The 23,578-nt window shown below is 64.7% G+C and carries 22 protein-coding genes and 1 pseudogene; 15 read left to right on the forward strand and 8 right to left on the reverse strand.

Features of this window, described 5'->3' with window-relative positions:
* The first annotated feature begins 96 nt into the window (after nt 1–96).
* A complete protein-coding gene (locus tag FAZ97_RS25300; protein ID WP_158761253.1) occupies nt 97–1,380 on the forward strand; it encodes an adenylosuccinate synthase in 1,284 nt (427 codons plus the stop codon).
* Here FAZ97_RS25300 and FAZ97_RS25305 read toward each other — a convergent pair.
* The 4 genes from FAZ97_RS25305 to FAZ97_RS25320 form a co-directional block, all read right to left on the reverse strand.
* On the reverse strand, nt 1,377–1,787 hold the full coding sequence (locus FAZ97_RS25305) for a VOC family protein (RefSeq protein ID WP_158761254.1): 411 nt from the start codon (nt 1,785–1,787) through the stop codon (nt 1,377–1,379). The genes FAZ97_RS25300 and FAZ97_RS25305 overlap by 4 nt on opposite strands.
* 51 nt (nt 1,788–1,838) lie before the next feature.
* The gene (locus FAZ97_RS25310) at nt 1,839–2,054 is read right to left on the reverse strand and encodes a DUF3820 family protein (RefSeq protein ID WP_158761255.1); all 216 of its coding nucleotides are present in this window, start codon (nt 2,052–2,054) and stop codon (nt 1,839–1,841) included.
* 100 nt (nt 2,055–2,154) lie between these two features.
* Nucleotides 2,155–2,412, reverse strand: a complete 258-nt coding sequence (locus tag FAZ97_RS25315) for a hypothetical protein (RefSeq protein WP_158761256.1) — start codon at nt 2,410–2,412, stop codon at nt 2,155–2,157.
* Complete coding sequence (locus FAZ97_RS25320) at nt 2,409–3,656, reverse strand: MFS transporter (RefSeq protein WP_158762408.1); 1,248 nt, start codon at nt 3,654–3,656, stop codon at nt 2,409–2,411. The genes FAZ97_RS25315 and FAZ97_RS25320 overlap by 4 nt, the downstream gene beginning before the upstream one ends.
* A 92-nt stretch (nt 3,657–3,748) precedes the next feature.
* Here FAZ97_RS25320 and FAZ97_RS25325 point away from each other — a divergent pair, with 92 nt between their 5' ends.
* Nucleotides 3,749–4,528, forward strand: coding sequence for an AraC family transcriptional regulator (locus FAZ97_RS25325; protein WP_158761257.1), 780 nt, complete (start codon nt 3,749–3,751; stop codon nt 4,526–4,528).
* Nucleotides 4,529–4,588: 60 nt separating this feature from the next.
* Here the strand turns inward: FAZ97_RS25325 and FAZ97_RS25330 are convergent, their stop codons facing one another.
* Nucleotides 4,589–5,071 (reverse strand): MerR family transcriptional regulator, encoded by a 483-nt coding sequence (locus FAZ97_RS25330; RefSeq protein WP_158761258.1) that lies wholly within the window; start codon nt 5,069–5,071, stop codon nt 4,589–4,591.
* An 80-nt stretch (nt 5,072–5,151) separates the two neighbouring features.
* A pseudogene (locus tag FAZ97_RS35465) lies at nt 5,152–5,295 on the reverse strand (saccharopine dehydrogenase); the annotation flags it as partial.
* A gap of 246 nt (nt 5,296–5,541) precedes the next feature.
* Here FAZ97_RS35465 and FAZ97_RS25335 point away from each other — a divergent pair.
* On the forward strand, nt 5,542–6,786 hold the full coding sequence (locus FAZ97_RS25335) for an NADH:flavin oxidoreductase/NADH oxidase family protein (RefSeq protein WP_158761259.1): 1,245 nt from the start codon (nt 5,542–5,544) through the stop codon (nt 6,784–6,786).
* A 65-nt stretch (nt 6,787–6,851) separates the two neighbouring features.
* On the opposite strand, the gene FAZ97_RS25340 is transcribed toward FAZ97_RS25335, so the two are convergent.
* Nucleotides 6,852–7,475 (reverse strand): glutathione S-transferase family protein, encoded by a 624-nt coding sequence (locus FAZ97_RS25340; RefSeq protein ID WP_158761260.1) that lies wholly within the window; start codon nt 7,473–7,475, stop codon nt 6,852–6,854.
* Nucleotides 7,476–7,647: 172 nt separating this feature from the next.
* On the opposite strand from FAZ97_RS25340, the gene FAZ97_RS25345 reads away from it, so the two are divergent.
* Nucleotides 7,648–8,307 carry a glutathione S-transferase family protein gene (locus tag FAZ97_RS25345; protein ID WP_158761261.1) on the forward strand — a complete coding sequence of 220 codons (660 nt, stop codon included), beginning with the start codon at nt 7,648–7,650 and terminating at the stop codon, nt 8,305–8,307.
* 75 nt (nt 8,308–8,382) lie between these two features.
* Here FAZ97_RS25345 and FAZ97_RS25350 read toward each other — a convergent pair whose 3' ends face one another.
* Complete coding sequence (locus FAZ97_RS25350) at nt 8,383–9,015, reverse strand: CGNR zinc finger domain-containing protein (RefSeq protein WP_158761262.1); 633 nt, start codon at nt 9,013–9,015, stop codon at nt 8,383–8,385.
* Nucleotides 9,016–9,192: 177 nt separating this feature from the next.
* On the opposite strand from FAZ97_RS25350, the gene FAZ97_RS25355 reads away from it, so the two are divergent.
* The 11 genes from FAZ97_RS25355 to tssJ all read left to right on the forward strand — a co-directional run bounded on the left by FAZ97_RS25355 (nt 9,193) and on the right by tssJ (nt 23,113).
* Nucleotides 9,193–9,888: an alpha/beta fold hydrolase gene (locus tag FAZ97_RS25355; protein WP_158761263.1), complete on the forward strand. Its 696-nt coding sequence runs from the start codon at nt 9,193–9,195 to the stop codon at nt 9,886–9,888.
* A gap of 35 nt (nt 9,889–9,923) precedes the next feature.
* Entirely contained in the window at nt 9,924–10,775 is an 852-nt protein-coding gene (locus tag FAZ97_RS25360; protein WP_158761264.1) for an alpha/beta fold hydrolase, read from the forward strand.
* A 36-nt stretch (nt 10,776–10,811) separates the two neighbouring features.
* Nucleotides 10,812–11,582, forward strand: coding sequence for an SDR family oxidoreductase (locus FAZ97_RS25365; RefSeq protein WP_158761265.1), 771 nt, complete (start codon nt 10,812–10,814; stop codon nt 11,580–11,582).
* A gap of 72 nt (nt 11,583–11,654) precedes the next feature.
* The gene (locus FAZ97_RS25370; protein WP_158761266.1) at nt 11,655–11,978 is read left to right on the forward strand and encodes a hypothetical protein; all 324 of its coding nucleotides are present in this window, start codon (nt 11,655–11,657) and stop codon (nt 11,976–11,978) included.
* A 300-nt stretch (nt 11,979–12,278) separates the two neighbouring features.
* The gene (gene vgrG / locus FAZ97_RS25375; RefSeq protein ID WP_158762409.1) at nt 12,279–14,651 is read left to right on the forward strand and encodes a type VI secretion system tip protein VgrG; all 2,373 of its coding nucleotides are present in this window, start codon (nt 12,279–12,281) and stop codon (nt 14,649–14,651) included.
* Nucleotides 14,652–14,657: 6 nt separating this feature from the next.
* A complete protein-coding gene (locus tag FAZ97_RS25380; protein WP_158761267.1) occupies nt 14,658–15,659 on the forward strand; it encodes a M23 family metallopeptidase in 1,002 nt (333 codons plus the stop codon).
* Complete coding sequence (locus FAZ97_RS25385; protein WP_233271897.1) at nt 15,637–15,819, forward strand: PAAR domain-containing protein; 183 nt, start codon at nt 15,637–15,639, stop codon at nt 15,817–15,819. Before FAZ97_RS25380 ends, FAZ97_RS25385 begins: the two co-directional genes overlap by 23 nt.
* Nucleotides 15,819–17,126: a hypothetical protein gene (locus FAZ97_RS25390; protein WP_158761269.1), complete on the forward strand. Its 1,308-nt coding sequence runs from the start codon at nt 15,819–15,821 to the stop codon at nt 17,124–17,126. The genes FAZ97_RS25385 and FAZ97_RS25390 overlap by 1 nt, the downstream gene beginning before the upstream one ends.
* Nucleotides 17,107–20,739 (forward strand): ImcF-related family protein, encoded by a 3,633-nt coding sequence (locus FAZ97_RS25395; protein ID WP_158761270.1) that lies wholly within the window; start codon nt 17,107–17,109, stop codon nt 20,737–20,739. Before FAZ97_RS25390 ends, FAZ97_RS25395 begins: the two co-directional genes overlap by 20 nt.
* Nucleotides 20,736–22,595 carry a type VI secretion system baseplate subunit TssF gene (tssF, locus tag FAZ97_RS25400; protein WP_158761271.1) on the forward strand — a complete coding sequence of 620 codons (1,860 nt, stop codon included), beginning with the start codon at nt 20,736–20,738 and terminating at the stop codon, nt 22,593–22,595. Before FAZ97_RS25395 ends, tssF begins: the two co-directional genes overlap by 4 nt.
* Nucleotides 22,595–23,113 (forward strand): type VI secretion system lipoprotein TssJ, encoded by a 519-nt coding sequence (gene tssJ, locus FAZ97_RS25405; protein WP_158761272.1) that lies wholly within the window; start codon nt 22,595–22,597, stop codon nt 23,111–23,113. Before tssF ends, tssJ begins: the two co-directional genes overlap by 1 nt.
* Nucleotides 23,114–23,578 lie beyond the last annotated feature (465 nt).

Below are 23,578 nucleotides of genomic sequence, written 5' to 3' on the forward strand. Positions count from 1 at the left end.
TCGCTTTTCGCGGCGCCATCGTAGCCCTATATTGAGCCCCTTGGCAGCAGTTCCGGTTCTGGATCTGTTCGATTTACTCACCAGGGGAAATATCGCATGTCGAATGTCGTCGTGGTCGGCGCGCAGTGGGGCGACGAGGGGAAGGGCCGGATCGTGGATTGGCTGGCGGAGAAGGCGGACATCGTCGTTCGGTACAACGGCGGGCACAACGCCGGCCACACGCTGGTGGTGGACGGCCAAACCTACAAGCTCGCGCTGCTCCCGAGCGGCGTGGTGCGCGGCAAGCTCGGCCTGATCGGCAACGGCGTTGCGCTCGATCCCGAGGCGCTGTTCGCGGAGATCGACCGGATGGCCGCGTTGGGCGTGCGCGTGACGCCTGACGTGCTGCAAATCGCCGAAACGGCGACGCTGGTCCTGCCCGTGCATCGCGCAATCGACGCCGCCCAGGAGCGGATGCGCGCGAAGCCGCTTGGCACCACGCTGCGCGGCATCGGCCCGGCCTATGAAGACAAGGTTGGCCGCCGCGGCCTGCGCGTGTGCGACCTTGCCGAACCGGAACTGCTGGCCCAGAAGCTCGGCGTCTTGCTCGAACACCATAACGCGTGGCTTCGCGGTTCGGGCCAGGACCCGTTCCCGCTCGAGCCGATGTTGAGCAACCTGCTTGCCATGGCGCCGCGCATCCTGCCGTTCGTGGGCCGTGTCTGGGAACAGCTCGACCACGCGCATGCGTCGGGCAAACGCGTGGTATTCGAAGGCTCGCAAGCGGTCATGCTGGACGTGGATTGGGGCAGCTACCCGTACGTCACATCGTCGAGCACCATCGCGGCCGGCGCGGCCAGCGGCGCCGGCATTGCCCCGTCGCACCTCGGGCGGGTGCTGGGCGTCAGCAAGGTCTATGCAACGCGGGTTGGCGAAGGCCCGTTCACGTCGGAAGTGGACGGCGCGCTCGGCGACGAACTGAGGCAGCGCGGCGGCGAGTACGGCGTCAACACCGGCCGCCCGCGCCGCTGCGGCTGGCTCGACACCGTGCAGCTGCGTCAGAGCTGCAAGGTCGCGGGCATCAACCAGCTGGCGCTGACCAAGCTCGACGTGCTCGATGGCTTCGAGTCGGTGCAGCTCTGTGTGGGTTATCTGCTCGATGGCGCGCGCATCGACTACATGCCGTCCACGAATGCCGAGCAGCAGCGCCTTCAGCCGGTGCTCAGGCGTTTCGACGGCTGGGTCGGGTCGACCCGGGGCGTGCGCTCGTATGGCGAGCTGCCCCCGCAGGCAGCGGCGCTGATCGACGCGATCCGGAGCGAAGTCGGCGTGCCCGTGGCGATGGTCACCACCGGCCCTGAGCGCGACGACGCCATTGTTCTGCAACCGCCGTTCGCCTAACCCGCGTTGCCCAACCTTGAACGGATCTCGGCGGCGCTGAGGTCGCGCTGATGGGTGGCGATCTGCCAGGTGTTTCCCCACGGATCTCTGACCATCGCGCGCCTGTCGCCGTAGGGCAGATCGGTTGGAGGCTCGAGCGAGATCGCATGTGCCGCCATCGCGCGCTGGTACGTCGAGTCGGTATCCTCGACGTAGACATACAGGAATGCCGGCATGGGATCGCGCAGGCCGTCCGATCCGCTGACCATCACGACGGAATCGCCGATCCTGATTTCGGCGGGCAGCCCGTGACGCCATTCGCCCTGCGCCTGAAACACCGTCTTGATGAACGCGACAAGGTTTTCCGCGCCCCGCACGACGATTCGCGGCGTGACGGTGTGCCATCCATTGGGTTGGAAACTGGCCATGTTGCGCTGCCTCGCAAGAGATTCGCCAGCGCATTGTGCGCCGGGTTGGCGCTAGGCGCGTTTGCGCAGCGGCTCGAGCAAGCCCTTCAGGCCGTTGTGATCGAGCTCGTGCATCAGCGCGAGCAGCCGGCCGATCTCGCCAGGCGGAAACCCTTCGCGGGCGAACCAGTTGAGGTAATGCCCGGGCAGGTCGGCAATGAGCCGGCCTTTGTATTTGCCGAAGGGCATGGCGAGGGTGACGAGGCGTTCGAGGTCTGGGGCTTGCATGGCCGTATTGTGCACGGTCTGGCGCTGCCGCGCCGACGAAGGACCGAAACAGCCGCCGAATCACGCTCCGGCTCGGGAAGCCTGGATTTCGATCTCTTGCCTACCGGCTGGCGGACAAGGACGACAAAACGATGACCCATAGCGCAAGGAGGATTGCCATCGGAAGTAGTCGCTTCTTCTGGGCTTCCCATTCGCGTAGCCTGGCACGCGCATCACATCGAGTCACGCCCTTCAGGGCAAACGGTTCGCTTCCGATCGCTTTCTTCATTGCCCGGATGTGCACGCACAAACTCGCGAGGCAGATCAGCGCATAAGTTCCGATTGCGCCGACGATGCAAGCGAAATCGACTAGCTTCATTTCCGGTCCTGCGTGGACTCGATTGCAGCCGGCCGTTTCGGCAGAAACACGGCGACGATGCCAAGCAAGGGTAGCCACGCGCAAAGGCTGTAAACCGTCGGGATACCGAAGTGATCCGCCAGCCAACCCAGCGTGGCGGCACCGATCCCGCCCAGGCCGAACGCGAAGCCGAAAAACAAGCCGGATACCATCCCGACGCGCCCCGGCATCAGTTCCTGCGCGTAGACGAGAATGGCCGAAAACGCCGACGAGACGATCAGGCCGATCAGCACGATCAACACTGTCGTCACCGCGAGATTGGCGTGAGGCAGCGCGATCGTAAAAGGCGCGGCGCCGAGGATCGAAAACCAGATCACGGCCTTTCTGCCGAGCCGGTCGCCGAGCGGGCCGCCAATCAGGGTCCCCACGGCCACCGCGCCGAGAAACAGGAACAGATGCAATTGCGCTGCACGCACGCTAATTCCAAACTTCTCCGTTAAATAGAAGGTCAGGTAGTTGCTGATGCTGACTGTGTAGAAGTACTTGGAAAACATCAGCACCATCAGGATGCCGACAACCGGCGCCACCGCACGCGAGTCGAGCGCGGGAACCTCGACGGCCGCTTTGCGGCGCCTGCTTTGCGCGAGCTGGTCTTCATACCACCCGCTCACATGCCACAGCAAAATCATCGCCAGCAGGGCGGCGGCCGTGAACCATGCAAGGCTGCCCTGGCCGTTGGGGACGACGATCAACGCTGCGAGCAGCGGACCGATCGCGCTTCCGGCATTGCCGCCCACCTGGAAAATGGATTGGGCAAGCCCGTGACGACCACCGGAGGCCATCCGCGCCACGCGCGATGTTTCCGGATGAAATACGGACGAGCCGACGCCCACCAGCATCGCCGCGCCGATCAAGGCGAGAAACCTCTGTGCCCTCGACAGCGCGAACACGCCGCAGAAACTGAACACCATCGCGAGCGGCAGCGAATAGGGTTGCGGCTTGCGATCCGTGAAGCGCCCGATCAGCGGTTGGAGAAGGCTGGCCGTGACCTGGTAAGCCAGCGTGACAAAGCCGATCTGCCAGTAAGACAGATGCAGCCCGGCCTTGAAGATCGGATAGACGGCGATCATCAACGATTGAAGCATGTCGTTGAGCAAGTGCGATGCGCTTGTGACGCCGAGTATCCCGAAGGCCGTCTGGCTTCGATTCCGGCTTGCCGGTCTCGATCTATCCGTGCTTTGAACTGGAGTGGGCGCGATCTTCATGGAGTGAGAGAAGGTGAAGTTGGCAGCCCAGTTTAGGGATACACTGATCGCCTGTCTCACGCGTAATTCCTTCCCATCGTCGCGAAACGGACATGCCTCGCCACGCTTCCACTCAGCGCGATCACCATCGCGACACGGTCCCCGTGAGCAGCCGGGCGGTCGATTTCCCGCCTGGCCACATACGCCCGTTGCACCATCATGCGGCCGCACAACTGATTTACGCGGCCGCTGGCGTCATGGTGGTCAGCAGCGCAGCGGGCCAATGGGTCGTGCCGCCGACCCAGGCCATCTGGATGCCGGCCTACACCGCGCATACGGTACGCATGGTGAATGCCGTGGCGATGCGAACGCTCTACATCCAGCCGGACGCGGCAAGCGGTTTGCCAGAGCGTTGCCATACGGTTGCGATCTCCGATCTCCTGCGGCAGCTGATTCTGAGCGCCATGGACATCACGGGCGATTACACAGCCGATTCACGCGACGGGAGACTAATGGGATTGCTGCTCGATGAGCTGAACTTCCTGCCAGTGCTCCCCCTGCATCTCCCGCTTCCCACCCATCCGTATCTCGTCGAGATTTGCCAACGGATACTCGATGCGCCGGACGACAAGCGAACGCTGCGTGACTGGGCGCAGGTGGTCGGCGTCAACCCAAAGACTGTGCAGCGCACCTTCGCCCAGCAAGTGAGCATGACGTTCGGGCAGTGGCGGCAGCAGGCGCGTCTGCTGATGGCGTTGGAGCGGCTCGCGACCGGGCAGAACGTTCTGGACGTCGCACTCAGTATGGGATACGACAGCCCTAGCGCATTCACCTCCATGTTCAGGAAGCAGCTTGGGGTGGTGCCAAGCGAGTATTTCCGGATCGGCGAATAACCCTGTCGTTCGGCGCCCCTAGCCGGGCGCCCCTAGCCGGGCGCCCCTGGCCGGGCGCCCCTAGCCACTCCTGGTCGGCCCGCGGCGCTTCGCTTTGCGCAGCGTCGTGACGTCTGCGGCTTGCAGGGCAGGCGCTTTGACTTCCCCCGAGCGCAGCCGGGACAGCACGCGCTTCGCGTTGGCGGTGCAATCCATGTCTGCCGGTTTCGCTTCGATTTCAGCCAGAAGCGCGACGAGATGCGCCTTGCTCTGCGCGAGCCGCATTTCCAGTGCCTCGATATCCTGCACCTTGCCGCGCAGCGTTTCGACGAGCGAGCCGGGCTTCCACTGTGTCAGATCGGGCGGCAGCAACATGCGAATCTCGTCCAGACTGAAACCGGCTTGCTGTGCCGTCGCAATCAGATCGAGCACCAGCACGGCTTGAGGCGTATACGTCCGATAGCCGTTCGGCTCGCGCTCGGCCTTCAGCAAGCCGAGACCTTCGTAGAAGCGAATGCGCGAAGCCGCCAGGCCCGTGCGCTGCGCAAGTTCACCTATTTTCATGTTTCCGGCACTCCCCGGTCAGACCGAACCTGACCGTCAACTTAGCGCTTTGCCCGAGCCGCTTCAACCGTGTTCGCACGTCATATCTGCTCGAGACGCAATCCTGCATGACGAGTCAGACGCTCGATGAAGCGGCCGTCGAATACCGTGGCCGGCGTCCAGAATCAGCCGGGGCGCCCGGCCTCGGCGCCGTTCTCGACGAGGTCCCGCGCGAGACTGATCGCTCTGAAATCCGCACCTCCCTGTTCGCTCTCACGCACGATCGAAGACCTTTAGCGCCCTTCTCCATGTTCAACCGGGCGCGCGCTGGCACACGGCGCGACAGCCGGCACTCTAAGGTTAAACTCAACTTGAAGGTCAAGCGTCCAGACACCGATCGTTCGGGCCGCCCTTGTTCACCGCGCAGAAGGGATTGACATTAAAGTCGACTTCAACCTTAAAGTCGAACCACGATCCAACGAGGTGAACCCATGAACGTGTTCGACAAACTGGCATTGCCCAACGGCGCCGTGATCCGGAACCGCATCGCCAAAGCCGCCATGGAAGAAAACATGGCGGACGCAGACCGCGCCCCGTCCGGGCAGCTGATGCGTCTCTATGAGGCGTGGGCGCAAGGCGGTGCCGGGCTGCTCATTACGGGCAACGTGATGGTCGACAGCCGCGCCATGACAGGACCAGGCGGGGTCGTGCTCGAAGATGACAAGCACCTCGAAGCATTCAGACGTTGGGCGCAGATCGGCCGCTCGAAGGGCGCGCAATTCTGGCTGCAAATCAATCATCCGGGCCGGCAGATGCGGGCCAATCTTGGCCAGCAGACGTGGGCGCCTTCCGCAGTCCCTTTGGCACTGGGCAAGATGTCAAAGTACTTCAATACGCCCCAGGCGATGACGGACGAAATGATTGACGAGGTGATCCAGCGCTTTGCCCGCACCGCGCGTCTGGGCGAACTCGCGGGCTTCACGGGCGTCGAGATTCACGCGGCCCACGGCTATCTGCTAAGCCAGTTTCTTTCCCCGCTCACCAACCGGAGAACGGATCAATGGGGCGGTTCGCTCGAGAATCGCGCGCGTCTGTTGCTGGAGATCGTCAAAGCCGTTCGTGCGGTCGTTTCCCCGCGATTTGCCGTGGCCGTCAAACTGAACTCCGCCGATTTCCAGCGCGGTGGTTTCAGCGCCGATGATGCCCGGCACGTCGTGAAGTTACTCAACGATAGGGCGGTCGATCTGGTGGAATTATCCGGTGGAAGCTATGAGGCCCCGGCCATGCAAGGCGATGCTCGCGACGGCCGCACCCTGGCCCGCGAAGCGTATTTCGTGGAATTTGCCCGCGATATCCGGACGATCGCGAAGATGCCCGTGATGGTCACGGGAGGCATCCGCCGCCGGGCCGTTGCCGAACAGGTTATCGCGAGCGGGGTGGACATGGTCGGTATCGGGACCGCGCTGGCGATCGATCCGGGTCTGCCGCGCGACTGGCGTGCGGGCAAAGACAACGCGCCGGCGCTTTCTCCGATCACGTGGAAGAACAAACCGCTGGCGTCGTTGGCCAACATGGCCGCCGTCAAGTTTCAGTTGCGCAGATTGAGCCGGGGAAAGAGGCCCAATCCAAAAGTTTCGCCGTTGCGCGCGCTGATCCTGCAACAGCTGGCGGACGTGGCGCGCACCCGCGAATACCGGCGCTGGATCATGCAGCGTGCGAACGCCAGCGTCGGGTAGCAGCGCCTATACGCCAACCCGAGCGTCGTCTGCCTGGCGAACTGAAGCGCCGCCTGCGCCGTAGCTCACGGCATCCCGTTTGCGCAATGCACCGCAAACCCGCGGCGTTCAGCGAGCCGCTCGAAATACGCGGAAACGGCGGGCAAATGGGGATGCTCGAACGGCGTGCCGAACCAGCGGTTCACCGACAACCCAACGGGAATATCCGCAAGCGAGAATCGCGTGCCGGCGACGAACGCGCCGGTTTCCTGCAGCCGCGCGTCGAGAATACGCATATGGCGGGTCCAGTTCTCGATCGAATGGGCGATTTCGCTCGTCGCCTGGTGAGCGCGCGACGCTCTGACGAGACCGAGAAATGCATAGCTCCACGAACGGTTCAGATCGGTCGCCTGCCAGTCCATCCATTGATCGACGCGCGCACGCATCACAGCATCGGCAGGATAGAGATGCGCGCCGCCATACCGCGACGCCAGATAGCGGATGATGGTGTTCGACTCCCACAGAACGAAATCGCCGTCCTTGATGACCGGCACGAGCGCATTGGGATTCAGGGCGAGGAATTCCGGCGTCTGTGTCGAGCGAAAGCCCGCGCCCCAGTCCTCCCGTTCGAAGGGAAGGTTCAATTCGACGCAGGTCCAGAGCACCTTGCGAACGTTGATGGACGAAGCTTTGCCAAGGATGTTGAGCATATCGGGGGACCAGGAGAGGAAACCGCGCGGGGCCACGATACGTCACGCACCGCGCCGCCGCCATGTACAGTTGCCCGAACACGCGCCGCTGCAGTTCCCGGCAACGCTTGCAATCGGCACGCAACCGGTGCATGGTTCAACGACCTGCCCGGCTCGAACAGGAGACTAGACGATGTCGCTCGCGCTATATGGACACCCGTTTTCCTCGTACACGCAGAAAGTGCTCGTCGCGCTGTACGAGAACGACACGCCCTTCGAATTTCGCGGCATCGGTCCGGATTCGCCCGAACATACGATGCAGTGGCTGCAACGTTGGCCGCTACGCAAGTTTCCGGTGCTCGTGGACGGCGAGCGCAACGTTGCGGAAACAAGCATCATCATCGAATACCTGCAGCTCGAACATCCCGGGCCAGTGCGGTTGCTGCCCGCCGATCCCATGGCCGCGCTCGACGTGCGCTTTCTCGACCGCTTCTTCGACCTGCATGTGATGACGCCCGTGCAGCGCGCTGTGGACGGCGCGTTGACCGGCGACCCGGCAAGACGCGAAGAAGGCCGGGCCTTCGCGGCCGAAAAGCTCGAACTCGCCTATGCGTGGCTCGAAGGCCAGCTCGCGGGCAAAACCTGGGCGGCGGGCGAGGACTACACGATGGCGGATTGCGCCGCGTCGTCGTCGCTTTTCTACGCGGACTGGACCCATCGCATCGCCCCGGCGTATTCCGTGCTGCGCGCCTATCGCGAACGGCTGCTCGCGCGGCCTTCGTTCGTGCGCGCCGTGAACGAGGCGCGGCCATACCGTCCGCTCTTTCCGCTCGGTGCGCCAGATCGTGACTGATGTTTCTCGGTAAGGATTCCGAAGTAGTACGAAACGCACAAAGCAGAGAGGCGCGTGTGTGGCCACACCAGCACCTCAGGCGCTTTCGCGCTCCTTGAGCCGTTTGCGATGCGCGGCAACTTTCGCGCGATTGCCGCAGATCGCCATGCTGCACCAGCGGCGCGCATGGCCGCGCGTGTGATCGGCGAAGAGCAGCGTGCATTTCGGCCCTTCGCAGGCTTTTACATGCGTGAAGTCTTGCTCGCACACCAGTTTCGCGAGCGCTTCGGCAATCGGCATCAAGAGCGATTCCGGCGATTTCCAGCGCCGGTTCACGCGGTACTCGAACGCCGCCGGGCCTTCGCTGCCGGCCTCAACAACTTCGCCGTAACGGTCGTCGCGCGCGAGCAGGGCGTTCAGCGGCGCGAGTTCGCTCAGATCGGCGCTGGCGAGCGGCCGGCCCTTTCTTTCCCGCACGAAGCCGCGGAACCATTCGCGCAGGGCGCGCGCCTCGCCGGCGACCGCGTCGAGCTCGGCCGCCGTGAACTGCGTGCGCATGGCGGCGAGCGCCGATGCGGGCGCCATGCCCGCCTGTTCCAGCCACGACAGCAAACCTTCACCGTCGGCGATCCAGTCGATGGGCACGTCCACCGGTGTCGCCACTGAGTTCAGGAAGTCGAGCCCCGGCGCGTCGGCCACGAATATCGCAGGTATTGGGCGGTAGTCCATTCTCTTGCCGCAAGAGGCTAAACAGGGTGCGTTCAGTGTAACCGTCAAAATCGTTCTTGACAAGTTACATAGTCAATCAGTAACCTCTAAAGCATAAACATAACGGTTACATCGGGCGACGGTACAGATCGGGCGATGCCACAGCAGCCGGCGCCACTTTTCTCCAAGGAGCAGGGCATGTCTCACGGCAATACGAGTGTGGTGCTGGCGCACGGCGCATGGGCGGACGGGTCGAGCTGGAGCAGGGTGATCGAGCGGCTGAGCCGTCAGGGCATCGATGCCGTGGCGGCCCCGCTTCCGCTCACATCGCTGGGCGACGATGCGGCGGCGCTCGAGCGCGCGCTCGAACGGGTCGACGGGCCGGTCGTGCTGGCTGGTCACGCTTATGCGGGGGCGGTGATCGGCGCCACTCGCGCCGCGAACGTCGCGGCGCTGGTGTACGTGGCCGCGCTTGCGCCTGACGAGGGCGAGACCGTGGCCGACGTGTTCTATCGCGGCAAGACGCACCCGCAGGCGCCGCAACTCGCGCCCGACCGCCACGGCTGGATCTGGCTGCCGCACGAGGCATTCGCCAATGCATTCGCGCAGCACGCCACGCGGCAGGAGGCGGCGGCGCTCGCGGCGATCCAGCGTCCCATTGCGGCGGCGTGCATCGGCGAAGCGGTGGCGCGGCCGCTGTGGAAAGACCGGCCGGCCTGGTTTCTCGTCGCCGGCGAGGACCGCATGATCGATCCCGATACGCAACGCTTCATGGCAAGCCGGATGAACGCCCAGCTCCGCGCACATGAGGTTGACCACACGCCGGGCGTCACGGCGCCCGACGCCGTCGCCGAAGTTATCGCCGAAGCCGTTCGGTCCGTTTCTTCGCGCTAACCCGCGCGATTGTCCGTTCCACTCTGGAGGCACCCATGACCGCCACTACCTACCATCGCGCCGATGTCGACGGCTTCAACGTGTTCTACCGGGAAGCGGGGCGCGCCGGCGCACCGAAGCTCCTGCTGCTGCACGGCTTTCCGAGCGCCGGCCACATGTTCCGCGACCTCATTCCGAAGCTCGCGGAGCGCTTTCATATCGTCGCGCCGGACCTGCCGGGCTTCGGTCAATCGGACTTGCCGGATCGAGACCAGTTTTCGTACACGTTCGAGAACATCGCAAACGTCATTGCGCGCTTTACCGAGCGCATCGGCTTCGACCGGTTCGCGATATACGTGTTCGACTACGGCGCGCCCACGGGCTTTCGGCTGGCGCTCGCGCATCCTGAGCGCATCACAGCGATCGTTTCGCAAAACGGCAATGCCTACGAGGAAGGCCTGAGCGACGGCTGGAATCCGATTCGCGCTTACTGGCAGGACCCGTCGTCCACGCATCGCGACGCGCTGCGCGCGCTGCTCACGCGCGAAGCGACGGTCTGGCAATACACGCAGGGCGTGCCCGACGCTTCGGCGTTATCGCCCGACGGCTATTCGCTCGACGACTACTATATGAATCGCCCAGGCGCGCACGACATCCAGCTCGACCTGTTCCGCGATTACCGGAACAACGTGGCGCTCTACCCGGCGTTTCAGCAGTACTTCCGCACGCACCAGCCGCCGTTTCTCGCGGTGTGGGGCAAGAATGATCCGTTCTTCCTGCCCGCGGGCGCAGAGGCATTCAAGCGCGATTTGCCGCAAGCGGTGGTGCGCTTGTTCGACACGGGACACTTCGCGCTGGAAACGCACGCCGATGAAATCGCCAAGGCGATCACGCAGTTTCTCGAATAATGATTGGCAATACTGATCGAATGAGGAGTGAGAAAGATGGTCAGCAAAGTCGCAATCGTAACGGGTGCAAGTCAGGGCATTGGCCGATCGACGGCCGTGAGGCTGGCGCGTGACTTCGACGCTGTCGCCGTGGTGGCGCGCAACCGCGAGTCGCTCGAGCAGACCGCCGCACAGGTGAGGGAGGCAGGCGCCGAGGCGCTCGTGATCGACATCGATCTGTCGCGTAGCGAAGCCGCGCGGCACGTGGTGCAGCAAACACTCGCGGCGTTCGGGCGCATCGACGCGTTGCTCAACATTGCGGGCGCGGTGCCGCAGATCGATCTGTTCGAAATGACCGACGAGCAATGGGAGGGCGGCCTCGCGCTCAAACTGCACGGTGCGCGACGTTTGACGATCGAAGCGTGGCCGGCGCTAAAGGCCAGCTCGGGCGCGGTCGTGCTGATGTCGGGCAATTCGGCTGTGTTCCCGAAGGCGCCTTATGCGGCGGTCGGCACGATCAACGCGGCGATCGTCGCGCTCGCGAAGGCGTTTTCGGATCGCGGCGTCGCGGACGGCGTGCAGGTCAACAGCGTGCTGCCCGGCCCCGTGATGACGGGGCGCCGCCAGTCGTATCTGGAGCACTGGGCGCCGCTGCACGACATGAGCGTGGAGGAAGCCACGGCGAAATTCCCCGCCGAAGCGGGCATCGCGCGCTACGGCACGCCCGAGGAGATCGCCGAACTGATGGCGTTCATCGTGTCGCCGGGCGCGCACTGGATGACGGGCACGACGCTCCGGATGGACGGCGGCGAAGTCAAGTCGATCTGAGCGCCGGAGGCGCGCCAGAGCCTGCTCTGGCGCGCCTCGTCGTACGAGATGGATGCGCGAACAGACGGTAGCATGAATCCCGACGATAGCCGCACGGGTATTTCCGACCTCGCATCGCCCGAGGATCGCATCGCCATTCTCGAAGACCTCGAAGCGTTCCACCGCGAACGTATCCTGCATGGCTCGCTTGAACTGCTCCGCATCCTTGGCGAGCTTCGCTGTGAAAGCACCCCGGACAAATCCGCCGAGGACCTGCGCGCCGTCATTGACAACGCGTGCGCGGAGCTTTCCGGGCTCGCGCACCAGTTCACGATAGGCAATCTCGTGACCGAAGAAACACGACTCGCGCCGGCGCGCTGGCCGTTCCCCGCGTCGCCGTCGCGGGTGCCGTCATGAGCGCGGCGCTGTTCGCCGGGTGTGTCCTGTGGGGCGCGACGTCCACGCTTGCCGTGCTGTTCATGCGCGGCGCGAGCCGGTAAGCCGGCCTAACACGTAACGGCATCCCGAAAAATCGGTGCATCGTTGAATTTTCCTTGTTTGACAAAAACGTCGGGAATTTCAGACGCCATCGGGATTCGCTAATTGACGCGTCGATGAAGTAATTCCTTAATCGTTGCTTCTCAGAAATTGCGAGTCCGGCGAGAAGCGGTAAGTCCGGCGGCTTCGCCTCGTTCCTTTTAACGAATCGGGATGCGTATGGATGCTGTGACGAAACGTTTTACGGATACCTTGCTTCACCCGAGCGCGCGCCTGAGCCAGCGCCTGAGTATCTGGATCGGGGGGCTCGAAATTCCGCTCGACGTCGTCAAGTTCAAGGCGAAGGCGGGCTTCTGCCAGGACTATTTCGTTGACGTCACGGTAACGTCGCCGGAACTGGCCATCGACGGCAAGCTCTGCGTGGGCAAACGCGCGGGGTTGCAGATCGACGAGCGCGCGGCGGTTCCCTCGGCGAGCTATGCCGATTCCGTTGACCGTGAGGCGGCAACCTTCAACGGCGTCGTTACGCGCTGGAAGCGCGTGAGCGTGAGTCGTGATGAGGGCACCTACCGCCTGCGCATCGAGCCGCGCTTCGCGGCCCTGCTCAAACGGATCGTCAAATCCGACACGTTCAAGGACGTCACCCTCCAGGAGCTGATCACGCAGGCCGTGATCGACCGGAAGAATTTCGATGCCTTCGACGTGGAGTTCCAGATTGAGGGACTCGACCAGAAGATGGAACAGGTTGTCATGTACGAGGAGTCGCTTTACAACCTGATTGCACGTCATTGCCGCCGCAAGGGCGTTTTCTGGTTTTACAAACAGGGCCGCTCCAAGGACGGGCGGCTTGATACCATTGTTTTCGCAAACAACCCGCGTGCGTATGTCCGCTCGATCGACGTCCCCCTGCTTACCGGCGCGGGCCTGAACAGCAACTGGCAGGAAGCGGCGCAGAAGGTCAACGAGCACCGCAGGCTGGTTGCCGCGACGGTCGAGGTGTGGGAGCGCAACTATCGCACGCCGGACGACCCGCTACGGGCGAGCGCGGAGGTCTCCACGGAAGCGGGGGACCGCTCGGTATTCGGCCAGATCAGTCGCAGCGCGGAGTTCCACCTCACGCAGGAGCAGGGCGAGACGTACGTACAGACGCGGCGCGACGAACTGGTCGCGCGGCAGGCGACGCTCTCCGGTACCACTGACGCGAAGGGCGTCGCGCCGGGCGTCGTCATGAAGCTGACGAACACGAAGCTCGCGAGCGCGGAATACGGCTTCGTGATTACGTCGATGGTCATGAAGGGCAGCCGCACGAAACCGGCGTTCACCCGCTTCAAGGCGATGCCCGCGCACCTCGCGTACCGACCTCGATTTGTTTACGAAAAGCACTGGCGATTTCTGAATGGTCCGGTCGTCGGGGTCGTCACAACGTTTGATTCGGCACCCTACGCATGCCTTGACGAATACGGGCGTTATCCGGTTCTGCCGAAGTTTCTGCAAGGCTCGGGCAATACCGACCGGCAACTGCTCAAGCTGCGCCTGCTACGTCCGTCCTCGTCTTATCTGGGTGGCTTCCACTCGCCGCTGCTTCCGACGACCGAGGTCCTGCTCGAAGCGGCCCACAACGACGTCGACCGTATCCATATCTCGGGTGCCCTGCACGACTATTCGCACCCGGACATCGTCCACGGCGCGCAGGCGATGTTTAGCTACGCAATCTGGCGCTCGCCGCTGCGCGGCTCGGAGATCGTATTCAACGATCTTCAGGGCAAGGAAAGCGCGCGAATCGCGACGGTCTACAACCAGACGGCGATGAATCAGGGCTACCTGCTCGACAGCAGGAAGCTCAAGCGCGGCGAGGGCTACGAAATCACGACCCAGGGATGGGGCACGACACGCGCGGCGAAAGGGCTGTTCTTCTCGGCGGACGCGGCGGCGGGAGCCGATACGCCTCACCTCGAAATGCCTGCCGCCGTTGCGCAACTCAAGGCGGCACTACAGCGCGTGACGGATCTCGCGGCGGCGACGACGCAGGCCGGGGCCGATCCTGCGGACCGCGCGACGCAGGCGGCGCTCCTCGACGGACTGAACCAGCTTCGCGATGCGGGGCTGCTCGCGAGCGCACCGGGTGGCATGGCGTTCGTGACGCCGAAATCGACCCAGCACTCGGCGGGCGAGAGCGTAATCGTCACCGCAGGCCAGAACATGGACGCGAGTATCGCGAAGCGGCTGCGCATGGTAGCGGGCGAACTGATCTCGCTGTGCGCGCACAAGCTCGGGCTGAGTTTTGTCGCGGCGAAGGGGAAGGTCCTGCTGGCGGCGCTGACGGACGGGATGGATCTGTTCGCGCAGAAGCAGTTGCGCGTCGCGAGCGAAAGCGCTGACGTCGAAGTATCGGCGAAGTCGAAGATCACGTTGAACTGTGGGGGCGCTTCTGTCGTCCTGGAGAACGGCAACATCACGTTCCATTGTCCGGGCGCATACACCATCAAGGCCGCCTCGTTTACCTTCGTCGGACCCGATAACGTACCGACGACGTTGCCTGTCCTGCCCCAGAGCGATCTCAAGCTCGACGACCTGTACTCCCATACGCACTAGACCGCCATGATTATCAGCCCTCCCTTTCTGCCGGCCTCGGGCCTGACTTCGAGCGATGCCTCGAAGCCCGATCCCATGATGGACGCCGTCGACAAGTTCGAACTTGCGCACGGCGTCTATCCGGTCGCGTTCGACCGGCGCTGGCATTGTGGCGTCCATCTGGCACCCGACACGCACGGCGCGGTTTACGCCATCGCCGACGGCGAGGTCGTCGCCTATCGGGTCTGCCAGCACGCGATCGATTCCGACAACAGCAACGCGGGCTTCGTCCTCCTCAAGCACTCGACCGAAACGGGTGATGGTCGCAAGCTGACGTTCTATTCGCTCTATATGCACCTGGCATCGCTCGCTGAGTGCTACGCGATGGGATACGACCGGACGGGGCTGGCGGAGTTCCTTTGCAAGCCGTCCGGCCCGGACACCAAAGGGCAGGTTACGCCAGCGGCGTCGGGTGGCGGCCACAAGGTGCGGCGCAAGGATATCCTCGGTTATCTCGGGCGTTATCAGGGCATTGTGTACATGCACTGCGAAGTCTTTATGCTGCCGGGCGACTTCGATACGTACTTTGGTCATACGCAGCTCGGCAATCCGGCGCCGGATACGCCGACGACGACGGACTGCTGGGGGCATACGTACTATACGATCCCCGCCGGGCAACAGTTCTTCGCATTGCCGCCGGGAACGGATGCACACCACAAGTTGTACGGCATCAAGTTCGAGACGGGGCAGACAGCTACGAATACCCTGCCGCTCGACGTCGAGACGTACTTCAGCAAGGGGGCGAAGTACACCAATGTGTGGAGCGTTGCGACGGATGGCTCGCGCTCGCTGCTGACGGCACAGCCGGTCAAGGAAAAGGACTACGAATACGATCTTTATCATCGCGCGACGGCGCTCTATGGCACCTGCCCAAGCGACGGGTACGAGATGCTGCGTTTCGGGCGAATTCTCTCGACGCCTGCGACGCTCGCCGTGGAACAACTTCATGGGCAGGTCGCTCGCCCGTAAGGGCGACGCGGCGCTCTGCGCGCAGCACGGCCCGACGGTTGTCGGCGAGGGTTACGAGAAGTTCCCCGACCGCGACGGCAAGTGGGTCGCCATGCACCACCAGCGATGCGCGTGCGGTTGCCGGCTGATCTCGTCGCTTCAGAACGTCAATATCGCGTAATGCCGGTTGATCTCTCACCAGCGGGCCGCCCGAGCGCCTACCCGCGCCGTCCCCGGTTCTGGCCGTGGTGGTGCTGCATCTGGCTCGCCTGCAACATAGTCGGCGTCGCCATTGCCATGCTGGTCTGGCCGAAGGGACAACCGGCGAGCGGGGGATCGTTCTGGTTCTGGTTCGTTGGCGTTCCGAACGGTGCGTTCGTCGTGTTGTTTGGCATCGAGCGCATCGGCTACGAGGGCCTGTGGTATCGGGCGCACTGGCGTAACCATCACCGGAGCCGGTGGCTGTCGCAGCGCCTGCGTACCGCGCAGCGTGCGCTCCAGGTGCTTGGCGTCGGCTACTGCCTGCCGCTTGGCGGAGAACCGCCTGACGGACAGATGCTCGCCAGCGCGATGGCAGCCGGGAAACGCCTGCCCGTTGCACAGATGCCGCGTACCGGGATGGACCGTATCTCTCATGCGCGCTTTGAGGAGGCGGACTGGACGGTCGAGGAGCCTGCTCCGGCGGGTCCTAAGTATTGCGAAGAAACCGTCGACGAGCACCAGACACAGAAGCGCGTTTCGCTGCTGACGCTCAAGGTTGCCGGGGCGCTCAAGCGGATGGAGGCGAACCTGCGTGCCCTGACGTGCTACGAGCGGGTCTGGTGGCCGCAGATTCGCGTACTGAGTGCCCCGGGCCGTGAGCAGGCGGAGGTCGCGCGGGTCGTCGAAGCGCTGCGCATCGCGGGCCTGCCATCGCTCGCGGTACAGGCGGTACAAGCGTCAGATGGCCTGCTGGTGGCCGACGCGTGGCTCGACGCGAAGGAGCCCCGTCCGCTGCTCGTCGTGGCGACCGCATGGCACGAGAGCGGACCACCTGAAGGCAGCACCGAGGGATGCGTCGCCGTACTGCTCTCGGCGGGGTACTTCAAGCTGCCGGAACCGGTCAGGGTCGCGGCGCTCCTGCACCGGCCCGTCCAGGGCCTGGCTGGCGGGGCCGCATATGGCTTTGCCAATGCCGCGTTATGGGGCAAGGCGGCCTATGCCTCGCTCGTACGCGCGTGGATTACCCGGCCTGTCGATGGATGCGACAAGGCGCTCTATGCCGCCCATATGGACGCCATTTCGAAAGACGAGGCGCAGTGCAGGCCCGACCGCATTGTTGGCGACTTCGGCGACGGCAACGGCTGGCTGTCCGTCGCAGCGGCCATCGAATCGGGCGAGGCAGACGGCCCGCAACTGATCGTCGACAGCATGCAGTCTGCAGTCCTGCACGTAACGCCCAATACAACCGATAACCATCAGATTTCCGATGACAGACCCCAGGCTTAACCTGCTCTCAACTGAGCATGTAGCACCGGCGGCAGAATCCGGCCCGTCCAGCCGCCTCGCGATATGGGGGCTGCCGGTCGTCGCCCTGGCGATAGCCTTGCTCGCGATCGGCTTCGTATCGCTGCACGGCGATATGTTCGGTATGACGTCCAGCGAGTCGCGACTGTGGGCGATCGTCGCCATCCTCTCGACCTTCGCGGTCGTCGTAGTTGTTCACCTTGTCCTGTTTGCTACGGGCACCTACGCATTCGCCGGGCGGCTGTTTCGCCGCGAGGCAGGCGATACCGTCAAGGCCGAAAAGCCCCTCAAGCGGGACGCACGGCTGCAACGCATGGCCGAGGAACTGCGCGTCGCGCACGGCTGGTTCTGGCGCAGGCGCCTGCGCTGGCTGCTGGTACACGGTACCGACGAGCGGGTCGAGCAGGTCGCGCCCGGACTCAGGCAGGCGGGCGTCCTGCACGTCGGCGAGATCATCCTCGTCCATGCGGCACCGGACGGCATCGAGCCGGCGAAGTGGCTTGGCCAGATCCGGCGGTTGTGTGGCCGTTTTCCGGTTGATGGCATGGTTCACGTTGCGCGCGCAGATGAAGCCGATACGGAACTGCCGCGCACGCTCTCAATGCTTGGCACGGCGCTTGGCTGGGCGGCACCCGTGACGTTCCTGCATCCGGTCGAGGCGCACGGCAGTCAGCCGGAGCGGTTCGACGCCGTCGGTGCCTTCATGCCGAACGAGACGCGCAGGCAGGCGCAGGCCGCCGCCGCGAGACTGCCGGAACTGCTGAACGAGGTCGAGCACAGGTCAGCAGACGCGGGCGTGCACCTCTGTACCCGGCATAGCGGGGTGACCTGGCTGATGGAGGTCTCGAAGTACATCGGTGACCACACCGAACGCATTGCCACGAGCCTGCGTACGCTGGCGTCGTCGAACTGGCTGCGCGCGCCGCTGGCGGGCGTCATGTTCGCGCCGGTCTTTCCGGGGCCGACTGTCGTACCGGTGCCGGTCGTCGAGGGCGGCGACGGCACGCCCGCCGAGGCCGCCGAAGTGCAGTCGGCGCAGACCATGACGGTGACGCGTACCCAGCCGGCCGCCCTGGTTCCGGTATGGCAGGAGATCGCGGCGGGCTCGCCCGGATATCGCGGCCGCCGCACCGGTTTTTACTGGCCCAATGCGCTCGCGCTGGCCGGTATTGCCTGCGCCGTGGCCTGGATCGTCGCGCTGATGATCTCGGGCCTCGGCAATCACGCGCTCATCCGCGAGGCCGAAACAACTGCCGCCGCGGCGCTGGCGTCGGCACCCGGTACCCCGCAGGCAATGCGTACGCAGCTCGCCCTCCAGCAGCAGATCGAGACGCTCGAATACCGGCGTGCGCACGGCGCACCGTGGTATCTGCGTGCGGGCCTCTCGCGCAACGACGAGCTGCTTGATGCGCTCTGGCAACCATACCGTACCGTCGCCGTGCGCAACCTGCGCGAGCCTGCCGTACGGGCGCTGGAGGGGCAGCTCGGGCAGCTCTCGCAGGTTCGCGCCGACGAGCAGCAAAGCCATGACGCACAGCAGCTCGCCTATAGCCGTCTCAAGGCGTACCTGATGCTCGCGACGCCCGCGCGTACCGACTCGCCGTTCCTCAAGTCGCAACTGCTGGCCGTCTGGCCCGCGCCCGCCATGCGCCCGGGCGAATGGCTCGATACCTCGCAGCGGCTCGCGGGCTTCTGGTCCGATCACCTCAAGGCGCATCCCGAATGGCGGATCAGCGCATCGATGCCGCTCGTGACGCAGATGCGCTCGACGCTGGTGAACCAGATCGGGCTCGCAGCGAGCGACGACGTTCTCTATCAGCGTGCCCTCGACGAGGCGCGCGGCAAGTACGCCGACGTATCGCTTGCGACGCTGCTCGCGGGTGCCGATTCCCACGGTCTTTTCACGACGACGCAGACCGTACCGGGCATCTTCACGCGTGCGGCCTGGGAGGGCGTGATAGAGAAGGCGATCGATGATGCTGCGAAAGACCAGCACGTCGAGGGGGACTGGGTGCTGACCGGCGAACAGCCGACCGCCCAGGTGAGCGCCTCGGTCGTCGAAGGGGCGGTGGGCGCGGCACGTAGCGCGCTCGATGCAAAGCGCGAGACCGACGACCTCCGGGAGCGGTTGCGCACGCGTTACTTCACGGACTATACGGCGGCCTGGGCGACCATGCTCAACAGCTTCCAGTTGATCCCGGCGACCAGCTTTTCCGGCGTCATTGACCAGCTTACGCGTCTGACCGATGCGCAGACCTCGCCCTTGCTCGCGGTCATGAAGTCGGTGCAGTACCAGGGGGAGGCGGGCCGTCCTTCGCAGGCGCTCACCGATACGCTGGTGCGCAAGGCGCAAGGGTTACTCGGCGGGAGCGACAGCGATGCGATGCAGACACCGGTAGTCAATCCGCTCGACCGCTCGTTCGGGCCGCTGCTGGCGCTGATGGGCGACGCGAACCCGGCGGCGACCGGCAACAAGACTGGCGACGGCAAGACGGCGAATGCCGCCGCGTTCAACGGCGTCAGCCTCTCGCGCGTCCTCACGGCGGATACGACGGTGCGCCTCAAGCTCCAGCAGATCCAGTCGAGTCCCGATGCGCAGTCGATGGCGCGCGCGCTTGCGCAGGCGGTATTTCAGGGCAAGCTCTCAGACCTCACGCAGGCGCGCGATGACGCAGCGCTGACCGCCGCGAGTCTGGGCGCGCAGTGGTCGGGCTTCGGGCAGACGATGTTCGTGCAGCCGCTCGACGCGGCCTGGCAGGCCGTCCTTCAGCCTGCCGCCGCGAGCCTGAACGACGCGTGGCGTGCTGCCGTGGCGGCACCCTTCGCCTCGACGTTCGCCTCGCGGTACCCGTTCGCGCCGACGGCGGCGAACGCCTCCCTTGCCGATCTGGGCCGGTACGTGCGGCCCGATACGGGGCTGGTCAACCGCTTCGTCGAGGTCGAGCTTTCCGGCGTGCTCAAGCGCCAGGGCGACCAGTGGGTACCGAACGAACTCGCGCCGCAGTCGCTTCAGTTCGATCCGAAGTTCCTCGCCATGCTGCGGCTGCTCGGTCCGCTGGGCGCGCGCCTCTATGCGCAGGGCGAGGCGGGGTATCACTTCGAGATCACGCCGCAGCCTACGCCGGACGTCACGCGTACGGAGCTGACGGTAGACGGGCAGCAGATCGTCTATTTCAACCAGCGGGAGACCTGGACGCCGCTTGTGTGGCCCGGTAACGGCCTGAACGGCCACGCCTCGCTGACCTGGCAATCGCTCGATGCGGGTACGCGCATCGCGTCCGATGCGAGCGGCGACTGGGCGTTTCTGCGGATTCTCGAAAGAGCGCAGATTAAACCACTGGACGATTCGCGCTTCGAACTGGTCTGGAATGGCGTGGCGGCCAGCGGCGACACGAAGGCCGCCTCGGCGACGGCGGTTAGCGAGACACCTTTGCCGTTGCGCTACCTGCTGCGCGTCCAGGCGGGCGCGGGTCCGCTTGACCTGCTCAAGCTGCGCGGCTTCCAGATGCCCGAGCGCATCTTCGTAACGGGACGCGCCGGGGTGATCTCCGGTCTGCCCTCCCTGCCACCCCTGCCACCCGAGATGCAACCATGACCGCACCGTGGAAACACAACCCGGCTGAACACGAGAATCCGTTTCTGAGGTATTTCGACGGGGAGATGCGCTATCTGCGCGAGGCTGGCCGGGAGTTCGCTCGCGACCATCCCGACGCCGCGCGGCGTCTCGGCATGCAGTACGGTCAGGAGGACGACCAGGTCCGGGCGGTCTACGAAGGATTCGCGTTGCTCATGGCGCGGCTGCGCATGAAGCTCGACGATGGCATGCCGGAGATTACCGACCCGCTGCTCGACAACCTCTACGAGTACGCGGCGCGGGCGATTCCCTCGCTGTCGATCATCGAATGCACGCCCCTGAACCGCACAGTCCAGGCCGCAGCGCAGATACCGGCGGGGGCCGTAGTACGTTCAGCGCCCATCGGTCCCGAGAGCGTACAGTGCCCGTACCGGACGACGCAATCCGTCGAACTGCTGCCGCTTTCGGTGGAGGATGCGGTACTCGCCGTTCGCGCGGACGGGCGTACGGTCATCCGCCTCAGCTTCGGCCTCTGGCTCGGGGAGCAGCGCGAGCGCGTCGACCTCTCGCGCATCCGCCTGTACCTGCATGGCGACCGGGCCGCCGCTGCCGCGCTGTACGCGGCACTGACCCGCCAGGTGGCCGCGATCAGCCTGCGTCTGCCGTCGGTACGCGATGGCGCATTACAGCCGCAGCCCGACGTGCGCTTCGAGGCGTCGGGTTTCGGCCCGTCGACACGGCTCTGGCCGGTGACGGACGCGAAGCGCGACGAGGAACTCGACCGCGAGCAGACGCTGCTGGAATACTTCGCCTTTCCGCAGAAGTTCCACTTTGTCGACCTGTGTGGCTTCGATGCTGCGACGCTGCCGCCCGGCGAAGCGCAGATGACGTTCGAGATCGAACTTGAAGGGCGTATGCCCGGCGATCATCCGATCAGTCGCGACAGCTTCCGTCTTTTCTGTACGCCCGTGATCAACCTGTTTGAGGTCGACGCGCTGCCGCTGCGCCCCACCGGCTGGCACGACCAGGAACATCGCGTTCGGGTGCAGCCTGGTGTCGCCGGTCATGTCGAGCCGTACGACATCGTCTCGGTGATCGCGACGAACCCGGAGGACAGTGCGCAGCATGCCTACCAGCCGTTCAGGAGCTTCCAGCATCGCGGCTGGCTCACGCGCTACGACAGGCCGGAGCGGTACTACCACACCTCGACGCACTTCGGCGTGAACGGGCGCGAACTATGGGTCATGCTGGAGGGCCAGCTCTGGTCGGGCACGCACCGCGACGCGCAGGACGATGAGGACCGCCCCCCGCCCGACGGCTACCTGACGGTGCGCGCGCTCGCGAATAACGGGCGCCTGCCGGCCATGGCGCTGACCGAAGCGACGATTACCGAGACCGTCTCGGGCTTCACTGGCATCGCGTCGGTGCGCAACCTGACGGCGCCGACGCCGCCGGCCTATCCGCCGCGCTATTACCCGGGATATGACTGGCGTGTGCTCGGCCAGTTTACGGCGGGCGGCGCGAACGAGATCAACCGGATCTCGGTGGAGGGCGAAGAGGCGCTGCAGGAAACGCTGGAACTCTACGACTGGAAGCCGGACGACGGGGCGACGCGCCGCATCGAGGCAGTCCGGTGGGTGCGGCTGTCCGCGAAAAACGTCCTTCAGCGGGCCTACATGCACCGCGAGGTTTGCGTACACGTCGACCTCGACCCCACTGCCTTCGAGGGACCTGGCGACGCCGTACTCTTTGGCGACGTGCTCAACCACTTTATAGGCCGTTACGCGTGCTTTCACCATTCGATGCGGCTGATCCTGTGCATAGACGGAAAGGAGACGGTCTATCCGGCCATCGAGTTCGAGGGAGCGCCTTTCTGATGCAAAACGCGATTGTGAAGGGCGCGCTCCTGATCGGCCTCGCGCTGGTCCTCCCGGCGTGCGGCGTGTTGCAGTCGGTCAAGGACGGCACGGTGGCGGCGACGCAGGCCGTGTTCGTGTCGAAGGTGAAGCAGATGAACCTCACCATCGTCGCGCGTGGGGCGCTCAATCCGGACACGCGCGGAGCGTCGCTGCCGGTCGTGCTGCGCATTGTCCAGTTAAAGGACGACCGGCCCTTTGCGACGGCGACCTACGCGCAACTGCTAGGCGGCAGCGACACGCTGAAGGCGGCGACGCTCTGGAGCCGGGACGTCACGCTCGGGCCGGGGCAGACGCTAAAGGTGTCGGAGCCCATCGGCGACGAGGCGAACTTCGTGGGCGTGGCGGCGTTCTTTCGCGACACGTCCGACGCGGAATGGTCCGTACTGGTCCCGAAATCTCAGTGGAAAGAAACTGACCCGGTCAGGCTCGTCGCGGCGGACCGCAATCTCGTTCTCGATACGGAACAGAAAAAATGAGGAATCCGTACCTGATGCGGGCGCAGGGAAGCAGATGAACCGACCGTTGACAATCGAGCAGATGCAGGCGCTCGCCACGGCGCGAGGAGGTCGGTGCCTCTCGACGCACTACGTCAACTCAACGACGGCGCTCGAATGGGAATGCGCCTAGGGGCAGCGCTGGACCGCGATACCGTCCAACGTGATACGGGGTTCGTGGTGCCGGGCGTGCGCGGTGCAGAAGCGACGCCTCCCGCTGGACGATATCCAGCGGCTGGTCGCGAAGCGCGGTGGCCGGTGCCTGTCAACCAGCTATGCCAACACCAATACGCCGCTACTGTTCGAGTGCGCAGCGGGCCATCGCTGGCATACCACCTATGCCTGCATCCGGGACGGGAGCTGGTGCTGGGCGTGTTATCGCGAACGCATGCGCGACACCATTGAGGCGATGCGGGCGCTTGCGGCCAGTCATGGAGGCGAGTGCCT

This window comes from Paraburkholderia acidiphila (genome assembly GCF_009789655.1).
Classification (GTDB): Bacteria; Pseudomonadota; Gammaproteobacteria; order Burkholderiales; family Burkholderiaceae; genus Paraburkholderia; species Paraburkholderia acidiphila.

Coding starts and splice junctions, on each gene's coding strand:
- FAZ97_RS25345 (WP_158761261.1), top strand. CDS start 7,648: ATGTCGCTCGCGCTATATGGACACCCGTTTTCCTCGTACACGCAGAAA.
- tssF (WP_158761271.1), top strand. CDS start 20,736: ATGACCGCACCGTGGAAACACAACCCGGCTGAACACGAGAATCCGTTT.
- FAZ97_RS25380 (WP_158761267.1), top strand. CDS start 14,658: ATGATTATCAGCCCTCCCTTTCTGCCGGCCTCGGGCCTGACTTCGAGC.
- FAZ97_RS25340 (WP_158761260.1), bottom strand. CDS start 7,475: ATGCTCAACATCCTTGGCAAAGCTTCGTCCATCAACGTTCGCAAGGTG.
- FAZ97_RS25310 (WP_158761255.1), bottom strand. CDS start 2,054: ATGCAAGCCCCAGACCTCGAACGCCTCGTCACCCTCGCCATGCCCTTC.
- tssJ (WP_158761272.1), top strand. CDS start 22,595: ATGCAAAACGCGATTGTGAAGGGCGCGCTCCTGATCGGCCTCGCGCTG.
- FAZ97_RS25360 (WP_158761264.1), top strand. CDS start 9,924: ATGACCGCCACTACCTACCATCGCGCCGATGTCGACGGCTTCAACGTG.
- vgrG (WP_158762409.1), top strand. CDS start 12,279: ATGGATGCTGTGACGAAACGTTTTACGGATACCTTGCTTCACCCGAGC.
- FAZ97_RS25315 (WP_158761256.1), bottom strand. CDS start 2,412: ATGAAGCTAGTCGATTTCGCTTGCATCGTCGGCGCAATCGGAACTTAT.
- FAZ97_RS25325 (WP_158761257.1), top strand. CDS start 3,749: ATGCCTCGCCACGCTTCCACTCAGCGCGATCACCATCGCGACACGGTC.
- FAZ97_RS25365 (WP_158761265.1), top strand. CDS start 10,812: ATGGTCAGCAAAGTCGCAATCGTAACGGGTGCAAGTCAGGGCATTGGC.
- FAZ97_RS25350 (WP_158761262.1), bottom strand. CDS start 9,015: ATGGACTACCGCCCAATACCTGCGATATTCGTGGCCGACGCGCCGGGG.
- FAZ97_RS25385 (WP_233271897.1), top strand. CDS start 15,637: ATGGGCAGGTCGCTCGCCCGTAAGGGCGACGCGGCGCTCTGCGCGCAG.
- FAZ97_RS25390 (WP_158761269.1), top strand. CDS start 15,819: ATGCCGGTTGATCTCTCACCAGCGGGCCGCCCGAGCGCCTACCCGCGC.
- FAZ97_RS25355 (WP_158761263.1), top strand. CDS start 9,193: ATGTCTCACGGCAATACGAGTGTGGTGCTGGCGCACGGCGCATGGGCG.
- FAZ97_RS25335 (WP_158761259.1), top strand. CDS start 5,542: ATGAACGTGTTCGACAAACTGGCATTGCCCAACGGCGCCGTGATCCGG.
- FAZ97_RS25320 (WP_158762408.1), bottom strand. CDS start 3,656: ATGAAGATCGCGCCCACTCCAGTTCAAAGCACGGATAGATCGAGACCG.
- FAZ97_RS25395 (WP_158761270.1), top strand. CDS start 17,107: ATGACAGACCCCAGGCTTAACCTGCTCTCAACTGAGCATGTAGCACCG.
- FAZ97_RS25330 (WP_158761258.1), bottom strand. CDS start 5,071: ATGAAAATAGGTGAACTTGCGCAGCGCACGGGCCTGGCGGCTTCGCGC.
- FAZ97_RS25300 (WP_158761253.1), top strand. CDS start 97: ATGTCGAATGTCGTCGTGGTCGGCGCGCAGTGGGGCGACGAGGGGAAG.
- FAZ97_RS25305 (WP_158761254.1), bottom strand. CDS start 1,787: ATGGCCAGTTTCCAACCCAATGGATGGCACACCGTCACGCCGCGAATC.
- FAZ97_RS25370 (WP_158761266.1), top strand. CDS start 11,655: ATGAATCCCGACGATAGCCGCACGGGTATTTCCGACCTCGCATCGCCC.